The sequence below is a fragment of the Komagataeibacter ossonobensis genome, assembly GCF_057359305.1.
Genome location: NZ_JBXAYQ010000018.1, coordinates 1 through 19817 on the forward strand (window position 1 = coordinate 1; position 19817 = coordinate 19817).

Below are 19817 nucleotides of genomic sequence, written 5' to 3' on the forward strand. Positions count from 1 at the left end.
CAGAGACCGCTTCAAAAAGCCGTTTGAAAACACCGGCTTTCACCCAGTCGCTGTAACGGGAATAGACAGAGTTCCAATGTCCGAAATACGTCGGAAGGTCCCGCCATGGGCTGCCGGTCCGGGCAATCCATAAGACCGCCTCAATGAAAAGACGGTTGTCCTGCCCGCTGCGCCCGCGATCTGTTTTCTTGCCAAGGCACAGCGGTTCCATTTTCGCCCATTGGGCGTCTGTCAGTACGAAGCGATCCATACGGATTTTGAATCACATTTGGTGACTTTGAAAAAGTACAATTCCCAACAGACCCTGAAAAAGGCGGCACTCAAAAACTTTTGTTATTTCATCGACAGCTCATTCCGGAACGATCCATTCAATGGCTGCCTGTGTTTCACCATCACCCAGATGCCGGCACAGCGTGGTCAGGATGGCGCGGGCGGTCTGTTCAAACTGGAATGGCGGATTGGCGATCAGCAGGCCGCTGCCATTCAGCCGTGTCGGGTCCAGCGGCGGCCGCAGGGTCAGTTCAAGGGCCAGCAGGTTGCGCTGTCCCGCATCCTTCAGCGCATTGTGGAAGGCATGCGTGGGCGCCCGGTGCTTGATGGGATACCACGCGGCGATGATGCCCGTGGCAAAACGCTGGCGGGCCGTGATGATGGCTTTCGCCAGGGCATGGAATTCATCTTTCTGCTCAAAAGGCGGATCCATGAGCACCAGCCCGCGCTTCGCCTGTTTTGGCGGCAGCAGGCCGGTAATGGCTTCATACCCGTTGCGGCCATGGATGGAGACGGCGCGATCATGCCGGAACACGCGGCGCAGGCTGCGCTGGTCCTCGGGGTGCAGTTCGCAGCATGTCAGCGTGTCGCCCGGCCGCAGCAGCTCTGCCACAATGGCGGGGGAGCCGGGATAGAATAGCCGCCCTTCATGTGTTGCGATCGTGGCGCGCACGATCTCCAGCCATTCGCCCACGCAGGCCGGTGCGGTGGGATCAGGCGGTGCGTCCAGCAGGCGGCCGATTCCTTCGCGCCATTCCCCGGTTGACTGGGCTTCGCGGCCCGACAGATCATACAGGCCGATACCGGCATGGGTGTCGAGAACGGAGAAAGGCGCAGGCTTGCGGCGCAGCGCATCAATCAGCGCCACCAGCACGACATGTTTCATGACATCGGCAAAATTGCCGGCGTGATAGCTGTGTCTGTAATTCAATGTCTCACCGCCCCACGGATTGCACGCCCCCATGTATGGGGTCCGCAGGACTGTTAATGGATCGTGCCGTCTTTTTCCATGCCGGTCTATGGGTTGGCATGCAGTGCACGGACCAGCGTGGGACGGCCGGGAGGATGGGAACGGTCATCAGGCCTTGCGGCATCGTGCCGCCCATGCTGCTGTAGAGTGCGTCAGGCGACCGGGACGGCTTCGGTCCTGCGTTCCCTGATCCATGCATCAAGGGATGCGGTATTCATCGGCCGGCCAAAGTAATAACCCTGTATGACGTCACAATCGATATCGCGCAGCTGGTCGCATTGCACGGCTTCTTCCACGCCTTCGGCAATGACGGTCATGCCCAGCGTGTGCCCGATGCGGATGATGGCGGTCACAACCTGACGCACATTGCCGGTGCTGCCAAAGCCGTTCATGAAGCTGCGGTCGATCTTGACCTCGCTTATGGGCAGGCTGGCCAGGTTGGACAGGCTGGAATAGCCGGTACCGAAATCATCCATCGACAGCCCGATGCCAAGGTTGCGGATGGCGGTCGCAGTTGTCACCGTCTGGTCGAAATTCTCGATCATGGCGGTTTCGGTCAGTTCAACGATCAGCCGTTCCGGTGGCACGCCGGTCTGGTGCAGGACGGTCGCCAGCTGCGATACCAGATCGGGGTCCTGAAACTGGATGGCGGACAGGTTGACCGATACGGTCGGCACGGGAATGTCGTGTGCGATCCATTCAGCCATCTGTTCGCACGCGACCCGCAGCGACCATACGCCCAGGGCGCGGATCTGTCCCGTTTCTTCCGCCACGGGAATGAACCGCCCCGGTGACACCATGCCCAGAACAGGGTCATCCCAGCGCGACAGGGCTTCCACGCCATGCAGTTCGCCCGTGCGCAGGTTGACCTGTGGCTGGTACACCAGTGTCAGGCGGTTGTCGGCGATGGCTTCACGCAGCGCGGAGGCTAGGATGACATGGTCATCCGCCTGCCGGTTCATGGACGGGTGGAAAAAGCGGTAACAGCATCGTCCCGCCTTCTTGGCCTGCGCCAGGGCAGTGTACGCCTGGCGCAGGGATTCTTCCACATCCTGCCCCTCACCGTGGTGGGTGCTTATGCCGATGCTGCCGGAGATGCTGACGGGAATGCCGTCAACGGTAAACGGCTCCTCAAGGTTATGGATGATCCGTTCGGCCAGAAGGGTGACATCGGGCGCGTTTTCTTCCGTCAGGACGACGAATTCATCGCCTTCGGTGCGCACCAGCACGTCGCGTCCCACCATCCCGTGGCGCAGGCGGGTGGCCAGTTCCAGCAGAAGCTGGTCGGCACGCCCCTGTCCCAGCGCCTGTACGATCTTGCGGAAGCGATCGAGGTCGATGACCATGATGCTGAGTGGTGCCGCCGGTGGCCGGGTGGCCAGTTCCTGCATGCGGCGGTTGAACCACATGCGGTTGGGCAGGCTGGTCAGGCGGTCGGTATAGGACAGGCGGATGATCGAATCCCGGCTGCGCTGCTGTTCAATGGCCAGCATGGCCAGATGCACGCAGGCGCCGACAATGCGTCGGTGCCATGCCCCCGGCTGTCCGGGTATGCGGAAATACAGCGAGAAGCTGCCCGCCACATCCCCATTGCGCAGGATGATGGGCACGGCCCATTCCGCAACGATCCCGTGCTGGCCTGCCACGTCACGCAGGGCGGGCCAGCGGGTCTCGGTCGTGAAGTCGGGCACGACCACATCCTGTGCCGTGACGATCGCAGTGCCGCAGGCCCCACCGGCGGTACTGGCTTCCAGCCCGTCAAAAGCCTGCAATACCGGCATGGGCAGTGCGCCGTGCCCACCCGTGCGCAGGACACCGCCCGTGCCCAGCATGACCACCGCCATGCAGTCCGGCGCGATCAGTTCGATACGGCGGCACATGAAGTCCAGCATTTCGCGCAGCGAAAACTGGTCCGTCAGCGCCTCCACCACGTCGCGCTGCAGTTCGCGCAACTGCCGGTCATGGGTAATGTCGTGCAGGATGACGATGATATCCGCAAGCTGCCCATCAGCCCCGTAATGCGGGGTCACCGCACAGCGCAGCCACAGGTCCTTGCCCTGTTTTCCACGGGTATGGATATCCTGTTCAAATCCCGTGCGCCGCGCCAGATTCCGCCGGAACTGCCGCAGGGTCGCGATATCGCTTTCTCCGCCCGAAAGCAGCGTGCCGAACGGGGCATCGTGCAGTGCGGCGGGTTCCACCCCCAGCAGGTCGGTCATGGCACGGTTGGCGTGGGTAATGCGGTATTGCGGGTCCAGCACCAGAATGCCCCGGTCCGTTGCCTGCACGATCAGGGCGCTGATTTCAGCATCCTCACGCGTCTGTTCTTCTTCCGTGCGGTCAAGGAGGGCCACCAGTTCGTACAGGCCGCCATCCCAGCTTATGCTTTCACGGTACAGGCGTACGGGCATGCCCAGACCATCCTTGCGGCGCAGGGTGGTGCAACCGTCCTGTGTCGTGGCCCGGTCCTGCGTTGTGGGGATGGCCAGCGTGGCCGTGACATCGACAGCCCTCTCGGGAAAGAGGCGACCCAGACGCGTTTCGGCCAGGTCCGTGGCATCATAGCCGGTCAGGGCACAGGCGCGCGGGTTACCGTACACGATGCGGCCCGATACATCCGCCATCATCACGGCCATGGGCAGCTTTTCCAGCAGGGGGGAGGAAATCTGTGTGATGTCCGGCATGATCGCGTCTTTCACAATATAAAAGGAACACCATGCCCCGGACAGGAAAGGGCTGTCGGGGGACATGCAGTACCGTTGGGCAGAGGAAATGAAATGTTATTTTATTATTGACTATATTGCGGCAGTTTTATGGTCTGCCGCCCCTACCTCATTACATGGAAAAGGGACGTATTGACTGTCATGATCGGCCCCGCGGGGACGGCGTGGCATCAGCAGGACTGTCAGTATTCCGGTTTTTCTCCCTTGGCCGGGATGGAGGGCTGCGTGCCCGGTGTCAGGGCATAGGTCAGCAGCACGACGGTCTGTGTATCGCCGCTTTCCCCACGATGGATGTCATTCACGGATTCAGCGAACGCTTCGCCCTGATGGAAAGTTTCCGTCTTCCCGCTGTCCCGGTCATGGATCGTCAGTTGCCCCTGCAGCACATAACCGGCATTGGGCACGGGGTGGGTGTGCCATGGCAGGGCGGTATGGGCGGGAATGGTCAGGCGGATCATCATCAGTTCCGGCTGGGTGGTGGGGTATTTTTCATACGCCACGCCATTCCATGACTTCGTGGACTGCAGCAGGATGTCGCGGTGCCCGGATGCAACCGTCTGCGCATGGGCGGCCGGGGTGAAAATGGGTGCAAGTGCCAGGCAGGCGGCCAGGACAGGTATTGATCCGTGCATCTTCCCTCTTTCCGGTCTGTCATCGTTATTACAGGACATAGCGCCTGAGGACCGGATGCGGTTCCGTGGCGATGATCATGGGTGCGTGCCCTCACATGATCTTGAGACGGAAAGGAGTATTGTTCTTGTATAGTAATGAATGAGGCGGCTTCATTCTGGCCGGGCGTCGTGTGTCCTGTGTCCTGGCCCATCGGATGGGTAGTACCGCGGGTATGCAGGCATGAATCATCCGCCGTGCCGGTCAGTTGGTGAGCCGGGTTGCGGATTTCGTACCTGCGATTTGCCAGTAAGGTCTGGTGTATTACGGTTGGCGTATAGGGAGACCGTTTTAAAACAAGCCGGGGAATCTGCTTTTTTCAAAAGGGCGACGTTTTCTGAAGCTTTTTGCAAAAAGCTTCACCAAAAACTTCTTTAATGGTGGTCGCATAAGGAACGACAGGGAGCGAGAAAACACAGAAAACGCCGGAAAACCAGCGTTGTGATACCATATGTGATTGTATGGGAAAGGCAGTTGGTGGAGGGAGTTGGATTCGAACCAACGTAGGCGTACACCAGCGGATTTACAGTCCGCCCCCTTTAGCCACTCGGGCATCCCTCCGGGTTGGCGCGGTAATTACGGGGATTGGCGGGGGGTGTCAATAGGTAGCGTGAAAAACTTCATCCATTCCCCGTTTGGGGGCATGACGCAGGCCATGGTTGGGCTTAAAGAACGGTCATGAACATGCGCACTCCCCGTCGTCGCGGCGCGTCAGCCGTACCTTCCGCCCAGTCCGCCCGTCCTGCCTCCGACCGGGGTGGTCGGGGGGGGCGGGGTGCCGCTTCGGCCCCGCGTGGCACATGCTGGCTGTATGGACAGCACGCGGTGCAGGCCGCACTGGAAAACCCGGCGCGCAAGCTGCGGCAGCTTCTGGTCACGGCCGAAGCGCAGGAAGCCCTTGCCGCCCGGCTGGAAGGTGGTTTCCCCATTCAGCCCGTACGCACCGAACGGGCCCGCCTCGATACGCTGTGCGGTCCTGATGCGGTGCATCAGGGCATGGCGCTGCTGGTGGATGTGCTGACGCCGCCCGACCTTGATACCGTTCTGGAACGGCCCGGCCCCGTGCTGGTGCTGGATCAGGTGACGGATCCGCGCAATGTGGGGGCCATTCTGCGTTCGGCTGCGGCATTTGGCGCGGTGGCGGTTGTCATGCAGGACCGCAATGCCCCCGATGAGACGGGAACACTGGCGCGGGCGGCATCCGGCGCACTGGAAATCGTGCCGCTGATCCGGGTGGTCAACCTGTCGCGTGTGCTGGATGCGCTCAAGACCCGTGGCCTGTGGGTGGTGGGGCTGGACGCGGGTGGCGGCATACTGGACGGCGCGTCGTTCAGTCAACGCCGCGTGGCGCTGGTGCTGGGGGCGGAAGGCGCGGGCCTGCGCCGCCTGACGCGGGAACATTGTGACGAGATCGCGGGCCTTGCCATGAGCAGCGACATGGAAAGCCTGAACGTCTCCAACGCTGCTGCCGTGGCCCTGTATGAAATGTACCGCAATCGCTGAAGGCTGCGTAAAAAACCATAAAAGTTTTTGGGCGCCGCCTTTTTTCAAAAAGGCGGCGTTCCTTGAAGCTTTTTGCAAAAAGCTTCACCAAAAAACTTTTTAATCAGGTTGTTCCGTGGGTGAACCTGTCAGGGTACGGCAGGTCGGTCCCGGGCCCACAGGGCCGGGCAGCATCATGAAAAACTATTTATGTTATAACGCATGGATTTATTGCGGCATTCTTGTCATTCGGAATGAATGACACGAGCGCGTGATGCAAACCGTCCCAACGGCGACAGACTGATGGCGTGCTGCCTGCGTGGCTGACGTCATGGGTGGCTTTCTGCGCCGTTTCCGGTGGCTGTATGCCCCGCGTGTGGCGGATTTCGGCTTTGCGTTACGGACCACTGTCGCGGCCCTTCTGGCATTGGTCCTTGCCCTGTGGATGGAAATGGACGACCCGCAATGGGCGGCCATGACCACATGGATCGTGGCCCAGAATTCGCGTGGGCAGAGCATGTCCAAGGCCCGGTGGCGGCTGCTGGGTACGGTGTGTGGTGCTGTGGTGGGTGTGGCGCTGATCGCGGCCCTGCCGCAGTCATCGTGGCTGTTTTTCCCGGTGCTGGCAGTCTGGGTGGGGATATGTTGCGGGCTTGCGACCTTCCTGCGCAATTTCCATTCCTATGCGCTGGTGCTCATGGCGTTTACCAGTGGTCTGATCGCCCTGAACGCGGCGGATGAACCGCGTGATGTGTTTGCGATCGCCATGTCGCGTTCAACCTATATTTTTCTTGGTATTCTATGTGAAAGCGGATTGGCGTCGGTATTCGCGCCCAATCTGGCCGATGTCGCGCACCGGGAAATCACCCGCCGTGTCGCGGCAGCGGTGGGGCAGGCGGCGCAGGCCCTGACGGGTATGATGGCGGGGCACGATTCCGGGTTCCTGCGGTCACGCACGCTGCTTGGGTCCGTCTTTTCCATTTCGGACCAGATCGAGTTCAGTGAAGTGGAAATGCAGCACCGCACCCATGCCGGTGATCATGCGCGCGCGGCATTGGCCGCCGTGGCCGTGGTGATGTCGCGCGGGCTGGGACTGGCGGCGCGCATACGTGAGGCAGGCGGCGTGCCCCCGGCCTTCGTTACGCCGCTGGCTACGGCAAAGGCACTGTTTGCTGACATGCAGGGGCTGATGGACGGCCCCGATCCCGTCGCCGCCGTGCCGGGCCTGCGCGCGCGCATCCGCATGCTGGGGGCGGAATGCCGGCAGCAACTGGTCAATGACATCATCGCGGTCAGTGGCCCGATGCCCATGGATGCGGCCGGGTCGCAGGTCCATCTGGACGGGTATATCCTCAATGCCTCGCTCGGGGTGCTGCTGGTGCGGCTGGATGCGGCGCTGGCACATCTGGCGGCGACGCAGGTGGCCCCGGTCCATGATCATTTCCACTTTTCCACCCCGCCATGGCGCGACCGGACGGATGCCTGGCATAACGGCGTGCGTTCGGCGGGGGCGGTCCTTGTGGGTGGGCTGGTGTGGGAAGTAACGGGCTGGCCCGACGGGCCGACGTTTGCCATGTTCGTCGTGGTGACATGCAGCCGCTTTGCCGCCAATGAAAACCCGGTGCAGGACAGTCTGGGCTTCCTGCGCGGCGCAGTCTGGGCTGTAGTGGTGGCGGCCTTCCTGACCTTTGTCGTGCTGCCCCGGCAGGCAGTGTGGGAAACGCTGGTCGCGTCGCTGTTCGTGCCCATGATGGTGGGGGGGCTTGCGCTGCGTGACGCCCGTACGGTGGGCACCGCCGCACCCTATAACAATTTCCTGCCCTTCATGGTCTATCCGGGCAACCAGTCACGGCTGGATGAACTGACCTTTTTCAATACCAACAGTGCGGTCGTGCTGGGAATATGGTGCAGCGTGCTGGTGTTCCGGCTGGTGCTGCCCTTTGATCAGGACACGGAACGCTGGCGCATGCGCCGCCAGATGGTGGGTGACCTGCGCCGTATCGCACGGGCGCCCGCCATTTCCGATACCGGCGCATGGGTGAATGTGCTGACCGCACGTTTTGCACGTCTGGTCCGCCATTCCGTCTCCATGTCCGATGTCCAGACCAATGCCTATCTGGACGGGGTGCTGGCGGCCATGACCGTGGGGCTGAACCTGATCCGGCTACGGCGCATGCTGGACCGTGGCAGCCTGCCGCCCGATGCCCGGCAGGCGGTGGAACACACGATTGCGGGATTTGCCGCATGGCGGGGCCAGCCGCCAGCCGGTCTGGCCCAGATGGCGGGAAACGCGCTGGCCTGCGTGCGGGCGCGTGTGGCAACGGAGGGGAACCTGTCGCGTCGCCTCGATCTGGGGTGGAGTGTCGCCTATCTGGAAATACTGGTGCGTGAACTTGTGGCGCATGCCCGGTTTTTCGATATTACCCACCGTTTCCACGTCCTGCCCGATTCGCGACCGACCGGGCCGGGCATGAACCCGTACCAGCCTGAAGGAGCCACCCATGACCATCAAACGCCTGCAACCTGAGGAACGCCTGACCGGTGCCGTCGTGCATGGGCATACCGTCTATCTGGCCGGGCAGGTGGCCGATGACCCCACCCTTGATGCCGAAGGCCAGACGGCTGACATCCTGCGCCAGATCGACGCCCTGCTGGCGGAAGCGGGAACCAGTAGCGCGCGCCTGCTGTCGGTACAGATTTTCCTCAGCGACATGAACGACATGGCCGCGATGAACCGCGCATGGGATGCGTGGCTGGACCGTGACGCCAAACCCGCCCGGGCCACAGTGGAAGCCCGTCTGGCCGATCCGCGCTGGAAGGTTGAAATCACCGGCATCGCAGCCCTGCCCTGACCTGCGGGCGGTTCTGCGCGCCTGTTTTCATGCAACCGTGGCGTGGCCGACCTGTTCAGATTCCTGAATGCGGTCCGATAGAGCCGCCCATGACAGGGAGCAGACCACCATGCCAGATGATAACAGCCACGCCTCATCCCGCCGTCAGGTCCTGACGGGTGTTGCAGCAGCCGGGCTTGTCTCGGCTGCCAGTGCCGGCCGGTCCAATGCTGCCACGGAAATGGCGGCCCCCACGCCTGCGCTGGTGGACCCCGAAAATGCCTATCCCCGTCCGCCCTTTCCCCAGCAGTCGCAGCCCTGGCCCGGTCTTGCGGGCAAGATGACGCCACGGCCCGACCATGGGGAAACCAGCTATCGTGGTTCCGGCAGGCTGGCCGGGCGCAAAGCATTGATTACGGGGGGCGATTCCGGCATCGGGCGGGCGGCTGCCATCGCCTATGCGCGTGAGGGAGCGGATGTGGCGATCGCCTACCTGCCGCAGGAAGAACCCGACGCGCGGGAGGTCATCGCCCTGATCCGCGAAGCCGGGCGCAAGGCCGTGGCCCTACCCGGTGATCTGCGGGACCGCAAATACTGTGACACCCTGGTGCAGCGCGCGCATCAGGAACTGGGTGGGCTGGATATTCTGGTCAGCAATGCAGGTCGCCAGCGCCATCAGGACAGTATCCTTGATATCAGCGACGAACAGTTTGATGAAACCTTCCGCACCAATATCTACGCGCTGTTTTACCTGAGCAAGGCGGCCATCCCGCTTATGCCGCGCGGGGGCGCGATCATCGCCACGGCGTCGGTCAATGCGTTCAGCCCGTCTGAAATCCTGCTGGATTATTCCGCGACAAAGGGGGCGATTGTCGCCTTCGTCAAGTCACTGGCCAAGCAGATGGTCCACCGTGGCATCCGCGTCAATGCGGTGGCCCCCGGCCCGTTCTGGACCGCGCTGCAGGTCAGTGGCGGCCAGACGGAAGAAAACATCCATAATTTTGGCGGCGAGACCCCGATGGGCCGTGCGGGCCAGCCTGCGGAACTGGCACCCGTCTATGTTCTGCTGGCCTCATCCGCAGCCAGTTATATCACCGGTCAGGTCTATGCCGCCGCCGGGGGCACGGGCGTGGAATAAGCGCGCGTAATGTCCTTGCAGCATGGTTGCTGCAATGGCACATGGCGTGGATGCGTATCATTATGTCCTGCCTGCTGATGCTGCTGGGGGTTGCAGCGTGTTATTATGCCTTTGGCATGATTACCGATGCCGGGCGTTTCATTTCCGATTCCCATCCATGGTAACGCCGGTCACGCCAGTTTTCTGGCCGCGTGGGCGGGTATGAAGCGGGCCATCACGGGATCGGGGGCCGGGTGGTCTGCCCGGTTGTGATTTTTGTTGCGCCGCTGTGGCGGATCATGCACCCAATCGGGCGTTCGTGGCGTTTCCCAATTACTTCAGTAACAAGAAAATTCCGCAGGCCCAGCCTGTGGTGGAGGTCGAAATGATCCGTTTTCCCACCCTGCCCGCCCTTATCGCCGCCAGTATCGTCGTGGCTTCCCCCGCCCTTGCGGCCACCGTGCGGCTGGAAGGTCATTTTACCCCGGAACACGGCACGACCAGCCAGCCCGATGGCACCGTGCAGGCCACGCTGAATACGCGCACGAATCTTGTGAAATATACCCTGACCTGGACCGGGCTGAGCGGGCCGGTAGTGGCCGCCCATTTCCATGGTCCCGCCCCGGCGGGGGAAGAGGCAGGCGTGCTGGTGCCCATTCCCAGCCCCTATAAATCCGGGCAGCACGGGTCCGTCCTGCTGTCGGCCGAACAGGCGCAGGCCCTTCAGAACGGTCAGGTCTATGTCAATCTGCACACGGCCGCCCAGCCCAATGGCGAGGCCCGCGCCCAGCTTGCACCGGTTCACCCCGGCGGGAAAAAATAAACCGCAACCCGTTGGGATCATGTCCATGATATAGTTTGCATGGCTGCTATTTGTGCGGCACAGTGCAAAGGATGACATGCAAATCATGTCTGTCACGTAAGGACGCGGGGCGACCTTGCCCGCCAGAAATCATGGAGTTCGCTTTTGCGCCTAGCATCTCTGGCCGCCGTAGCGGCTGCTGTGTCCCTTTCCGGTATGGCCCCTTTCACCTGTGCCCATGCGGCGGATGCGTTGGGTGAACATACGGCAACGGTCGCCTTTACCCTGTCAGCCGCCGATCTGGGGGCGGGGATGTCATGGGGCAAGGGCGTCCTGACGTTTGAAGGACACGACTATCCTTTCCGCATCCGCGGTGGCTCGGGTGCAGCCATCGGCTTTTCCAAGACCCATGCCATTGGCACCGTCTATAACCTGTACCGCATTCAGGATATCGAAGGGACCTACTGGTCCGTCCAGGGCGAGGCGACGGTTGGCGCGGGGAAGGGCGGTGCCGTCATGGAAAATAACAACGGGATCTATATCAAGTTCACGTCGCGCAGCAGTGGCGCACGGCTGGCGTTTTCGGTCGAACGCCTGACCATAAGCCTGACGCCGGATGCAAAGACCGCGTCCGCCGCCGCCACCCCGGCCATCACCCCTGCTTCACATGAATAGGCAGGTCACCCCCTGATCGTGCATGGTAGGCACCATCATGAAAACGGATGGAGCCACCAGCATGACAGAAGATACCCATACATTTGGCGACGGCCGCCTTGCGGCCAGCGTGCGGGCACAGGGTGCTGAACTGTGTGCCCTGCGGGCGGGCGGGCGTGACCTGTTATGGGGGGGCGGTGACCCTTGGCGTCGGCATTCACCGGTGCTGTTTCCCATTGTGGGACGACTGGTGGATGATGCGGCATGGGTGGATGGGCAGGCGTACCGCATGACCCAGCACGGTTTTGCCCGCGACTGCACATTCCGCTGGCTGGAACGTGACGAGACGGGCTGCCGCCTTGAACTGTCCGATACGGACGCCACGCGCGCGCTCTATCCCTTCGCTTTCAGCCTTGTCATTGAATACCGTATTGAACAGGGCAGGCTGCGGGTTGGGTACTGTGTGACCAACCCCGATGCGAGTCGTATCCTGCCTGCATCGCTGGGCGCGCATCCCGCCTTTGTATGGCCGCTGGCTGCCGATGTGCCCAAGGATCGGCACATCATCGAATTCGACCAGCCGGAGCCCGAGGGCATACGGCGGCTGAAGGATGGCCTGCTGCTGCCTGAATCCTTTCCCACCCCGGTTGTCGGGCGGATACTGCACCTCGACGAATCCCTGTTTGCGGCCGATGCGCTGATTTTCGACCGTCCCGCCAGCACGGGACTGACCTATCGCATCCCCGATGGTCCGGGTCTGCGCCTGACATGGGAAGGTTTTCCCCAGTTGGGCATATGGATGAAGCCCGGCGCTGATTTCGTATGCATCGAACCGTGGCATGGCATGGCCAGCCCGGTCGGGTTCAAGGGCGATTTTTCCACGCGCCCGGGTGTGTTTCACCTGCAGCCCGGACAGGAATGGCGGGCATCGTGGCAGGTTGGCTGTATCTGATTTCACAGCCTTTCCGGCAGGTGTATTTTCCATGCAACACCTGCCGGAATAAGCCTTGCGAAAAAAGCATGGATCCCCCGGGAAATCTGCGAAAATATCGTATTTCCAACCCCCCGGTTGCGTCGTAGCGTGCGCGCAGGAGCAGCATGCGGCAGTCTCGCCCGCTAGGCTCACGGGAAACGCCTTGATGCGTAGTTTTTCTCCTGTCCCCGCCGTGGGATTTTCCCCTTCTTCCAATCCCCTCCAGATCCGTACGCTGCGCCAGCGCGTTGTAAGCTGGGTCGGTACAGCCTACCGCAAACAGGGGATGATGCTGCTGGCGACACTGCCCAGTATCGCCGTGCCGTCGGGCTGCCATGCCGGGATGGAGGGATCGCCCTCCCTGCTGGCGCTGCGGGGCTGCTGGGACCGGACCTGACTGCCGTGGCCTGCGACCGGGCAGGTCCTGCATCATGATTATATGGCGGCGCATTCCGGTGTGCCGCCATATTCATTGGATGACACATAACAGGAGCGTAGAGTACACCTGACAGGCGGTCATATGGGGAGAGCGGAAGGACATGGGTAAACATCATATGCCACGACGTACGGCATGGCTGGTGGTTGCCATGCTGGTACAGGTGGGAACAGCCCATGCAGCCACGACCGCGTTCAACAAGCTGCCTGATTACGAGAAATTCGGCATTACGGTCGCCAGCGCCTATCACGTGCGCCGGTGCGGGGTGACGGTCACGATCAACCAGTCCCGTTTCGTGGACAGCGCCAGCGCGCTGGAAAATGAAGGGATTCTGGACAACGTCACGCCCGCGATCATCAGCAGGCGCCCAGCCTATTATATCGGGCAGGCCATGCATGAAATCGTCCCCACCATCATTTACCATACCTTCCTGCGCTATACGGATGCGACGAACTGCCACTTCGTATTCCATACGAAAGGGGGCGGGGGTGAGGACGAGGCGTTATATGGAATTGAGGAAAGTGCTTCCCCCGCGTTCCTGAGTTTTGTCGTGAACAGCCATACCCATACGCAGGTGGACTGGTACAAGGCCAGTTTTGATGAAATCCGCGAAGTGGCTTCCAGGTTCGAGGAAGACCCGGCCTATGCTGCCCCCCTGGCACCGGAGGAAGGGGGCGTGACGCAACCCACGTCCGCAGATCCCGACAACATCCAGGACGTGACAGACCGGCTGCAATGAACGAAAGAGGGGGCATGACTTCCATGCCCGAATTTTCTCCTGTCTTCAGGGAGCGGTTGCAAGACCTGTTCCGCTGGCGGCGTGATGTGCGCCATTTCCGCCGTGACCCGTTGCCCGAACCCGTGCTGGACGGTCTGCTGCGTACCGCCTGCCTTGCCCCGTCGGTGGGACTGAGTGAACCATGGCGTTTCGTGCGTGTGGATGATCCCCGGCGTCGCGCGGCGGTGAGGGCGGATTTTGCCCGCTGCAATGCCAGCGCCCTGTCGGATCGCGTGGGGCCGGATGCACGGCATTATGCACGGCTGAAACTGGCGGGACTGGATGATGCGCCACATCATGTGGCGGTCCTGTCCCATCCTGAACCTGTTCAGGGGCGGGGCCTGGGTCGTGGGACAATGCCACAGACCACCACATGGTCCACGGTCATGGCCATCCATACGTTCTGGCTGGCGGCCACGGCGGCGGGAGTCGGGGTGGGCTGGGTTTCCATCATCGATCCTGAACGGGTCATGGCCGTGCTGGATATGGACCCCGTGCTGGAACTTGTCGCCTATCTATGCGTGGGGTACCCGGCCCAGCCTGCCAGCACACCCGAACTGGAACGGCGCGGATGGGAAAGGCGTGCCCCCGAACGCCGGGAGTGGATCAGGCGCTAGGGCCACGGGTTTCCATCGGCCCGGGTTTTGGTTGCCATATCACGGGATAGGCCCGGTTCCGCCATGGCCATGTGCAGGTCATGCCCTGGCGCTGACCTGTGGCAGGCACGGGGAACCGGACAGGAAAAAAAACGGGTGGCAGATATTCGCTAAAGCCGGTTTTGCTGTCGTCCTGTTTCACCCATTGTGCCTGCCGGGTTTCAGGCGGGTTTATTCGGGTGATGTACTCTTGCCCCACCTGCTGGCATCCCGTGCCGGGCGGGCCGGTCGTGTCGGTACGCGGAATGCATGGATCATGCCCGTTTCCCGGCGATGGAGGACTGAACGCTGCTGCACCATTTTGAATACCTGTTCCAGCATTACGGATATGGGGTAATTACCTTTATCGTCATGCTGGAAAGCATGGGACTGCCGCTGCCGGCTGAAACACTGATCATTTCAGCGTCCATCTATTGTGCCGCCACCCACAAGCTGGATATCCAGTTCGTGGCCCTTGCCGCTGTGACGGGGGCCGTGATCGGGGATAACATCGGTTATCTGATCGGGCGAAAGGTCGGTCTGCCACTGCTGCAGAAATATGGTGCACGGATCAAGCTGACCCCGGACCGGCTGCTGCTGGGGCGTTTCCTGTTCCGTCATCATGGCAGTGGCATCGTGTTTTTCGGACGGTTTGTCGCCCTGCTGCGGGTCTTTGTTGCCCTGCTGGCGGGGGCCAACCATATGCCATGGCCGCGCTTCATGGTGTTCAATGCGCTGGGTGGCCTGTGCTGGGCCGGGGGCTATGCCGCAGGTGCGTATTACCTTGGCCGCAAGGTGACGCAGGTATCAGGCACCGCCAGTATTGCGATGGGTGTGGCAGTGGCTGCCGGACTGGTGGCCAGTGCCATTTTCCTGCGTCGCAATGAAGAACGCCTGACCCGGCAGGCCCTGCTTGAAGCCCGTGCGGATGCGGCAGCGCAGGGCACGCCCGGATCACCGGTGGCGTAAGCGACACTACGGTCCGGTTCGGTTATCCCATGTATGGGAAGGCTTTACTGTAGTGTCGGCCTGTCCTGCGCGGCGATCTTGCGGGGTGGGGGCACCGTCAGCTTGGGACCGGGCAGGCGCTCGCGCAGCATGCCATGTTCTTCCGGCGGCAGCAGGTCGGCCAGTGTCGTGGAATCCAGCACCTGCATGAATGCCCCCAGCGCCACCGACAATACCCCGCGCAGGCGGCACATGTCCGACAGGATGCAGCAACTGGCATTTTCGGAGGCACCCGGTTCGCAATGGACAAGGCGCATGTCGTCCTCGGTCTGGCGCACGACGTCACCAATCCGGATATCCTGGGGCGCATGGGCCAGCAACAGTCCCCCGCCCCGGCCACGGCGTGCATCGATCAGCCCAAGGCGCGACAGCCGATGAATGACCTTGACAAGGTGATTTTCGGAGATGTCGTACGCGCTGGCAATTTCATGGATCGACACGCGTCTATCCGCATGGATTCCCATGTATAGCAACGTACGTAATGCATAATCGGTGTGCAGGGTCAGGCGCATATGGCTATCTAACATAGGGGTAATCGACAGAAACAGACCCATATAAATAGCATTTCAAATGCAATTTATATGTCAAAACATGCTCCAGCCCTTGGTTTTAGTAAGCCAATGGCAAATAAAGATGACGGAAACAGTCCTATAATATCACGCAAATGTGATTTCAATGGGGCGCAAAGGCCTTCTTCCTGCCCCAAATCAACGGGTGCAAGTTCCCTCAGGCGCCAGTTCGTGCCTGCAACGCCCGCCCGGGCGTCATGTTTCTGGCCGCCGTAACGGCGATAGGCGACCTGTCAGTGGGTGCCCGATTCTCTCTGCGGCCCTGCCGGGCTGGCGGGTAGTTCCATCATCCGGTCCATCATCGCAAGCATCAGGCCCGATACGACAAAGGCCAGGTGGATGCCTACACTCCATGCCAGTGTCCGGCTGGAGATTTCGTTAACCCGGATGAAATCCGCCAGTACATGAATGGCGGACATGGCCACGATGGAAGCCATGAGTTTTATCTTGATGTCCCCGAACGTGACGTGACCGATCCAGTCGGGAAAATCCCGGTGGCTGCGCACATCCAGCTTGGAAACAAAGTTTTCATATCCCGCGAACATCACGATCAGTAGCAGGTTCGCCAGCAGTACCAGGTCAATCATGTCGAGGATGCCAACAAACACATCATCGAATTCCAGCGTGTAGCTATGCCTGACCAGCGTCCACACGGTCTGGAAGAATTTGACCAGTATCACCAGCAACCCGGCCGTCAGACCGAGATATAGCGGTGCGCACAACCACCGCGCACGGAAGAACAGTCGTTCCAGGCCGCTTTCCAGCCATGGTGTTCCCTGCGTGGGAACCGGAGACGACGCCTGCGGCGTGGGATCGTGCATGGGGTCTGTATAATCTCATCCTACCCGAATGGGTAGGTATATATTGCATCTCCAAACTTTTTTATCGGACTTTTTTCCTGCTCCGGCTGGTGATGACATTTATGTGTCCCGGCATGGTCCGGGTGCCATCACGGGACGGGAATTATGGCGCATGACCGGGACATATGGCGGAATGCACGGCTGGTGCCGGGTGGGTCGCCGCCTTGCGTGACGGGGGGGCGCCGCGCTACTCCCCGCGTGTCTTTCACCGCAACAGGATACTGAGATATTGGCCGATCCCGGTAAAAGTAATGCAAACCACCGCACGCGCGCCATTGTCGTGGCCCTTGTGCTGGGTGTTGTGGTGGGGCTGGCCCTGCATGCGGCGGGGCCTGCGGCAAGTGACCCTGCCGCGCGGGTTGCCACCCTGCTTACGGGGCTGTTCCTGCGGCTGGTGCGCATGATCATCGCCCCGCTTGTCTTTGCCACCCTGGTATCGGGTATCGGCAGCCTTGGCGACGGGACGCAGGTCATGCGGATCGGCGGGCGTATCCTGCTGTGGTTCATTGCCGCGTCCTTCCTGTCGCTGGTGACGGGGCTGGTGGCGGCAAACCTGCTGCAGCCGGGGGCCGGGTTCACCACCCCGCTATCGGTGGGGGATCTGGGGCTTGCGCATGGTCACTTCGACCCGATCGAATTCGTGCTGCATGTCGTGCCGACCAGTATCTTTGATGCCATGGGCCGCAATGACATCCTGCAGATCGTGGTGTTCTCCATCCTGTTCGGGCTGGCGCTGCCGGTGGCGGGCAAGGATGCGCAGCGCCTGATCCTGCCATGGACGGGGGAACTGGCGCGCATCATGCTGCGCATGACCGACATGGTCATGTATGTCGCCCCCGTGGCGGTGTTCGGTTCCGTCATGGGGAGCGTGGCACATAGTGGGGCGGGCATACTGGGAACGTTCGGCCTGTTCCTGTGCAAATTCTACGGCACGCTGGGCGTGTTGTGGGTGCTGCTGACCACCATGACCTTCTGTGTGCTGGGCCGGCGCGTGTTTGAACTGGCCCGGATGCTGGTGCAGCCCATCCTGCTGGGTTTTGCTACGGCCAGCAGTGAATCCGTCTATCCGCTGCTGGTGGAACGGCTGGAGCGTTTTGGGGTGCCCGACCGCATCAGCGGCTTCGTGCTGCCGCTGGGTTACAGCTTCAATCTGGACGGGTCGGTGCTGTTCCAGTCCTTTGGGGCGCTGTTCATTGCGCAGGCTTACGGCATTCACATGCCGCTGGGCCAGCAGGTTGCGATGGTGCTGGTGATGATGCTCAGCAGCAAGGGCATCGCCGGCGTGCCGCGCGCGGCCCTGGTCACGCTGGCGGCCGTCATGCCGCAGTTCGGCCTGCCGGAAGCCGGGCTGGCGCTGATACTGGGGATCGACCACTTCCTCGACATGGCGCGCACGGCAACCAATGTGCTGGGCAATGGCTATGCCGCCGCCGTTGCCGCGCGATGGGAAGGCCAGCTGGCTGACCACGCACTGGCGGAAGGGGAATAAAATTCTGAAATTTAAAGGAGTTTTTGGTGAAGCTTTTTTCAAAAAGCTTCAAAGAACGCCTGCTTTTTAAAAAAGGGCGGCACCCAATAACTTTTGTTAACCGGGTCTATGAAAAACGGGACGGCTGGCGGGCCGTCCCGTTCGTGTTTTTATGCCTTGGCCAGTGCCGCGCGCAGCTTTTTATCCAGCACGTCAAGGAAGGGCTGGGTGTCAAGCCATCTGGTATCCTTGCCGACCAGCAGGGCAAGGTCCTTGGTCATCTGGCCGCCCTCCACGGTCTCGATGCAGACGCGCTCCAGCGTATGGGCGAAGTGGGTTACGTCAGGTGTGTCATCGAACTTGCCGCGATAGGCCAGACCCCGTGTCCATGCGAAAATCGACGCGATGGGGTTGGTGCTGGTGGGGCGTCCCTTCTGGTGTTCACGGAAATGGCGGGTCACGGTGCCATGGGCGGCTTCGGCTTCCACCACGTCGCCTGTCGGGTTGAGCAGCACCGAAGTCATGAGGCCAAGGCTGCCGAAGCCCTGTGCCACGATGTCGCTTTCCACATCGCCGTCATAGTTCTTGCACGCCCAGACATAGCCGCCCTTCCACTTCAGCGCGCAGGCCACCATGTCATCGATCAGGCGGTGTTCGTAGGTCAGGCCCAGCTTTTCGAACTCGGCCCTGAATTCCCGCTCGTACACTTCCTGGAACACGTCCTTGAACATGCCGTCATAGGCCTTGAGGATGGTGTTCTTGGTGGACAGGTAGACCGGCAGCCTGCGGTCCCGCCCGTAGGCCAGCGACGCGCGCGCGAACCCCTCGATCGAGGCACGGGTGTTGTGCATGCCAAGTGCCACGCCGGGCCCCTTGAAGTCATGCACGTCGAGCACCTGTTCCGGGCCGCCATCGGCGGGGGTGTAGCGCAGCGTGACCTTGCCGGGGCCGGGAATGCGGGTTTCGGCGGCGCGGTAGATGTCGCCATAGGCGTGGCGGCCGATCACGATGGGCTGGGTCCAGTGCGGGACAAGGCGTGGCACGTTGGAGCAGATGATCGGTTCGCGGAAGATCGTGCCATCAAGGATGTTGCGGATGGTGCCGTTGGGCGAACGCCACATCTTCTTCAGGCCAAACTCCTCCACCCGTGCCTCATCGGGGGTGATGGTGGCGCATTTTACGCCCACGCCATACCGGCGCACGGCCTCGGCGGCTTCCACTGTCACGCGGTCATCGGTCTCGTCACGGTGACGGATGCCAAGGTCGTAATATTTCAGGTCGATATCCAGATACGGCAGGATCAGCCGTTCGCGGATGAAATGCCAGATAATGCGGGTCATCTCGTCGCCGTCCATTTCGACAACGGGATTTTTGACCTTTATTTTTGCCATGGTACGTTTGTCTGCCTTTAGATGATTACTGTTTTTATGTGCTTTTTCTTTCTGGCGCCCGTTCGCGCAGCGGCCTCCCGGCGGTCGCATTATTAGGCGTGCCGACAGGGGATAAAAAGCATTGCCGCGCGCGGGTTCATTCACAAACGTGCCATCATTGCGCGGGCCGCCGGCATGATGG

19 protein-coding genes and 1 tRNA gene are annotated in these 19817 nt (G+C 61.4%); 12 read left to right on the plus strand and 8 right to left on the minus strand.

Annotated features, from left to right (window positions below):
* The 5 genes from AC1RQ9_RS11035 to AC1RQ9_RS11055 form a co-directional block, all read right to left on the minus strand.
* Nucleotides 1-250 (minus strand): transposase (locus tag AC1RQ9_RS11035; protein WP_485986933.1); only part of this gene is annotated, 250 nt, incomplete at its 3' end.
* A gap of 99 nt (nt 251-349) precedes the next feature.
* On the minus strand, nt 350-1201 hold the full coding sequence (locus AC1RQ9_RS11040; protein WP_485986989.1) for a 23S rRNA (adenine(2030)-N(6))-methyltransferase RlmJ: 852 nt from the start codon (nt 1199-1201) through the stop codon (nt 350-352).
* 191 nt (nt 1202-1392) lie between these two features.
* Complete coding sequence (locus AC1RQ9_RS11045) at nt 1393-3924, minus strand: EAL domain-containing protein (RefSeq protein ID WP_485986934.1); 2532 nt, start codon at nt 3922-3924, stop codon at nt 1393-1395.
* A 221-nt stretch (nt 3925-4145) separates the two neighbouring features.
* Complete coding sequence (locus AC1RQ9_RS11050) at nt 4146-4595, minus strand: cupin domain-containing protein (protein ID WP_485986935.1); 450 nt, start codon at nt 4593-4595, stop codon at nt 4146-4148.
* Between the two features lie 512 nt (nt 4596-5107).
* Nucleotides 5108-5193, minus strand: a tRNA-Tyr gene (locus AC1RQ9_RS11055).
* Between the two features lie 117 nt (nt 5194-5310).
* Here AC1RQ9_RS11055 and rlmB point away from each other — a divergent pair.
* The 11 genes from rlmB (at nt 5311) to AC1RQ9_RS11110 (ending at nt 15309) form a co-directional block, all read left to right on the plus strand.
* The gene (gene rlmB, locus AC1RQ9_RS11060) at nt 5311-6135 is read left to right on the plus strand and encodes a 23S rRNA (guanosine(2251)-2'-O)-methyltransferase RlmB (protein ID WP_193732946.1); all 825 of its coding nucleotides are present in this window, start codon (nt 5311-5313) and stop codon (nt 6133-6135) included.
* A 298-nt stretch (nt 6136-6433) separates the two neighbouring features.
* Nucleotides 6434-8641, plus strand: a complete 2208-nt coding sequence (locus AC1RQ9_RS11065; RefSeq protein ID WP_485986936.1) for an FUSC family protein — start codon at nt 6434-6436, stop codon at nt 8639-8641.
* Nucleotides 8616-8966 (plus strand): RidA family protein, encoded by a 351-nt coding sequence (locus tag AC1RQ9_RS11070; protein WP_010508718.1) that lies wholly within the window; start codon nt 8616-8618, stop codon nt 8964-8966. The genes AC1RQ9_RS11065 and AC1RQ9_RS11070 overlap by 26 nt, the downstream gene beginning before the upstream one ends.
* Before the next feature lie 109 nt (nt 8967-9075).
* Nucleotides 9076-10083: an SDR family oxidoreductase gene (locus AC1RQ9_RS11075; RefSeq protein WP_485986937.1), complete on the plus strand. Its 1008-nt coding sequence runs from the start codon at nt 9076-9078 to the stop codon at nt 10081-10083.
* Nucleotides 10084-10447: 364 nt separating this feature from the next.
* Nucleotides 10448-10885, plus strand: a complete 438-nt coding sequence (locus AC1RQ9_RS11080) for a CHRD domain-containing protein (protein WP_485986990.1) — start codon at nt 10448-10450, stop codon at nt 10883-10885.
* A gap of 195 nt (nt 10886-11080) precedes the next feature.
* Nucleotides 11081-11539, plus strand: a complete 459-nt coding sequence (locus AC1RQ9_RS11085) for a hypothetical protein (protein ID WP_193732944.1) — start codon at nt 11081-11083, stop codon at nt 11537-11539.
* Nucleotides 11540-11600: 61 nt separating this feature from the next.
* Nucleotides 11601-12470 (plus strand): aldose 1-epimerase family protein, encoded by an 870-nt coding sequence (locus AC1RQ9_RS11090; RefSeq protein WP_485986938.1) that lies wholly within the window; start codon nt 11601-11603, stop codon nt 12468-12470.
* Nucleotides 12471-12657: 187 nt separating this feature from the next.
* Complete coding sequence (locus AC1RQ9_RS11095; RefSeq protein ID WP_193732941.1) at nt 12658-12888, plus strand: hypothetical protein; 231 nt, start codon at nt 12658-12660, stop codon at nt 12886-12888.
* A gap of 142 nt (nt 12889-13030) precedes the next feature.
* The gene (locus AC1RQ9_RS11100; protein WP_485986939.1) at nt 13031-13666 is read left to right on the plus strand and encodes a hypothetical protein; all 636 of its coding nucleotides are present in this window, start codon (nt 13031-13033) and stop codon (nt 13664-13666) included.
* Between the two features lie 14 nt (nt 13667-13680).
* Nucleotides 13681-14322: a 5,6-dimethylbenzimidazole synthase gene (gene bluB / locus AC1RQ9_RS11105; protein ID WP_485986940.1), complete on the plus strand. Its 642-nt coding sequence runs from the start codon at nt 13681-13683 to the stop codon at nt 14320-14322.
* Between the two features lie 390 nt (nt 14323-14712).
* Nucleotides 14713-15309 (plus strand): DedA family protein, encoded by a 597-nt coding sequence (locus AC1RQ9_RS11110; RefSeq protein WP_485986941.1) that lies wholly within the window; start codon nt 14713-14715, stop codon nt 15307-15309.
* Between the two features lie 44 nt (nt 15310-15353).
* Here AC1RQ9_RS11110 and AC1RQ9_RS11115 read toward each other — a convergent pair whose 3' ends face one another.
* Together AC1RQ9_RS11115 and AC1RQ9_RS11120 are read right to left on the minus strand one after the other, a co-directional pair.
* A complete protein-coding gene (locus tag AC1RQ9_RS11115; RefSeq protein ID WP_485986942.1) occupies nt 15354-15860 on the minus strand; it encodes an RrF2 family transcriptional regulator in 507 nt (168 codons plus the stop codon).
* Nucleotides 15861-16150: 290 nt separating this feature from the next.
* On the minus strand, nt 16151-16738 hold the full coding sequence (locus AC1RQ9_RS11120; RefSeq protein ID WP_485986943.1) for a TIGR00645 family protein: 588 nt from the start codon (nt 16736-16738) through the stop codon (nt 16151-16153).
* Nucleotides 16739-17006: 268 nt separating this feature from the next.
* On the opposite strand from AC1RQ9_RS11120, the gene AC1RQ9_RS11125 reads away from it, so the two are divergent.
* A complete protein-coding gene (locus tag AC1RQ9_RS11125) occupies nt 17007-18266 on the plus strand; it encodes a dicarboxylate/amino acid:cation symporter (RefSeq protein ID WP_485986944.1) in 1260 nt (419 codons plus the stop codon).
* A gap of 149 nt (nt 18267-18415) precedes the next feature.
* On the opposite strand, the gene AC1RQ9_RS11130 is transcribed toward AC1RQ9_RS11125, so the two are convergent.
* On the minus strand, nt 18416-19636 hold the full coding sequence (locus AC1RQ9_RS11130) for an NADP-dependent isocitrate dehydrogenase (protein WP_485986945.1): 1221 nt from the start codon (nt 19634-19636) through the stop codon (nt 18416-18418).
* Nucleotides 19637-19817 lie beyond the last annotated feature (181 nt).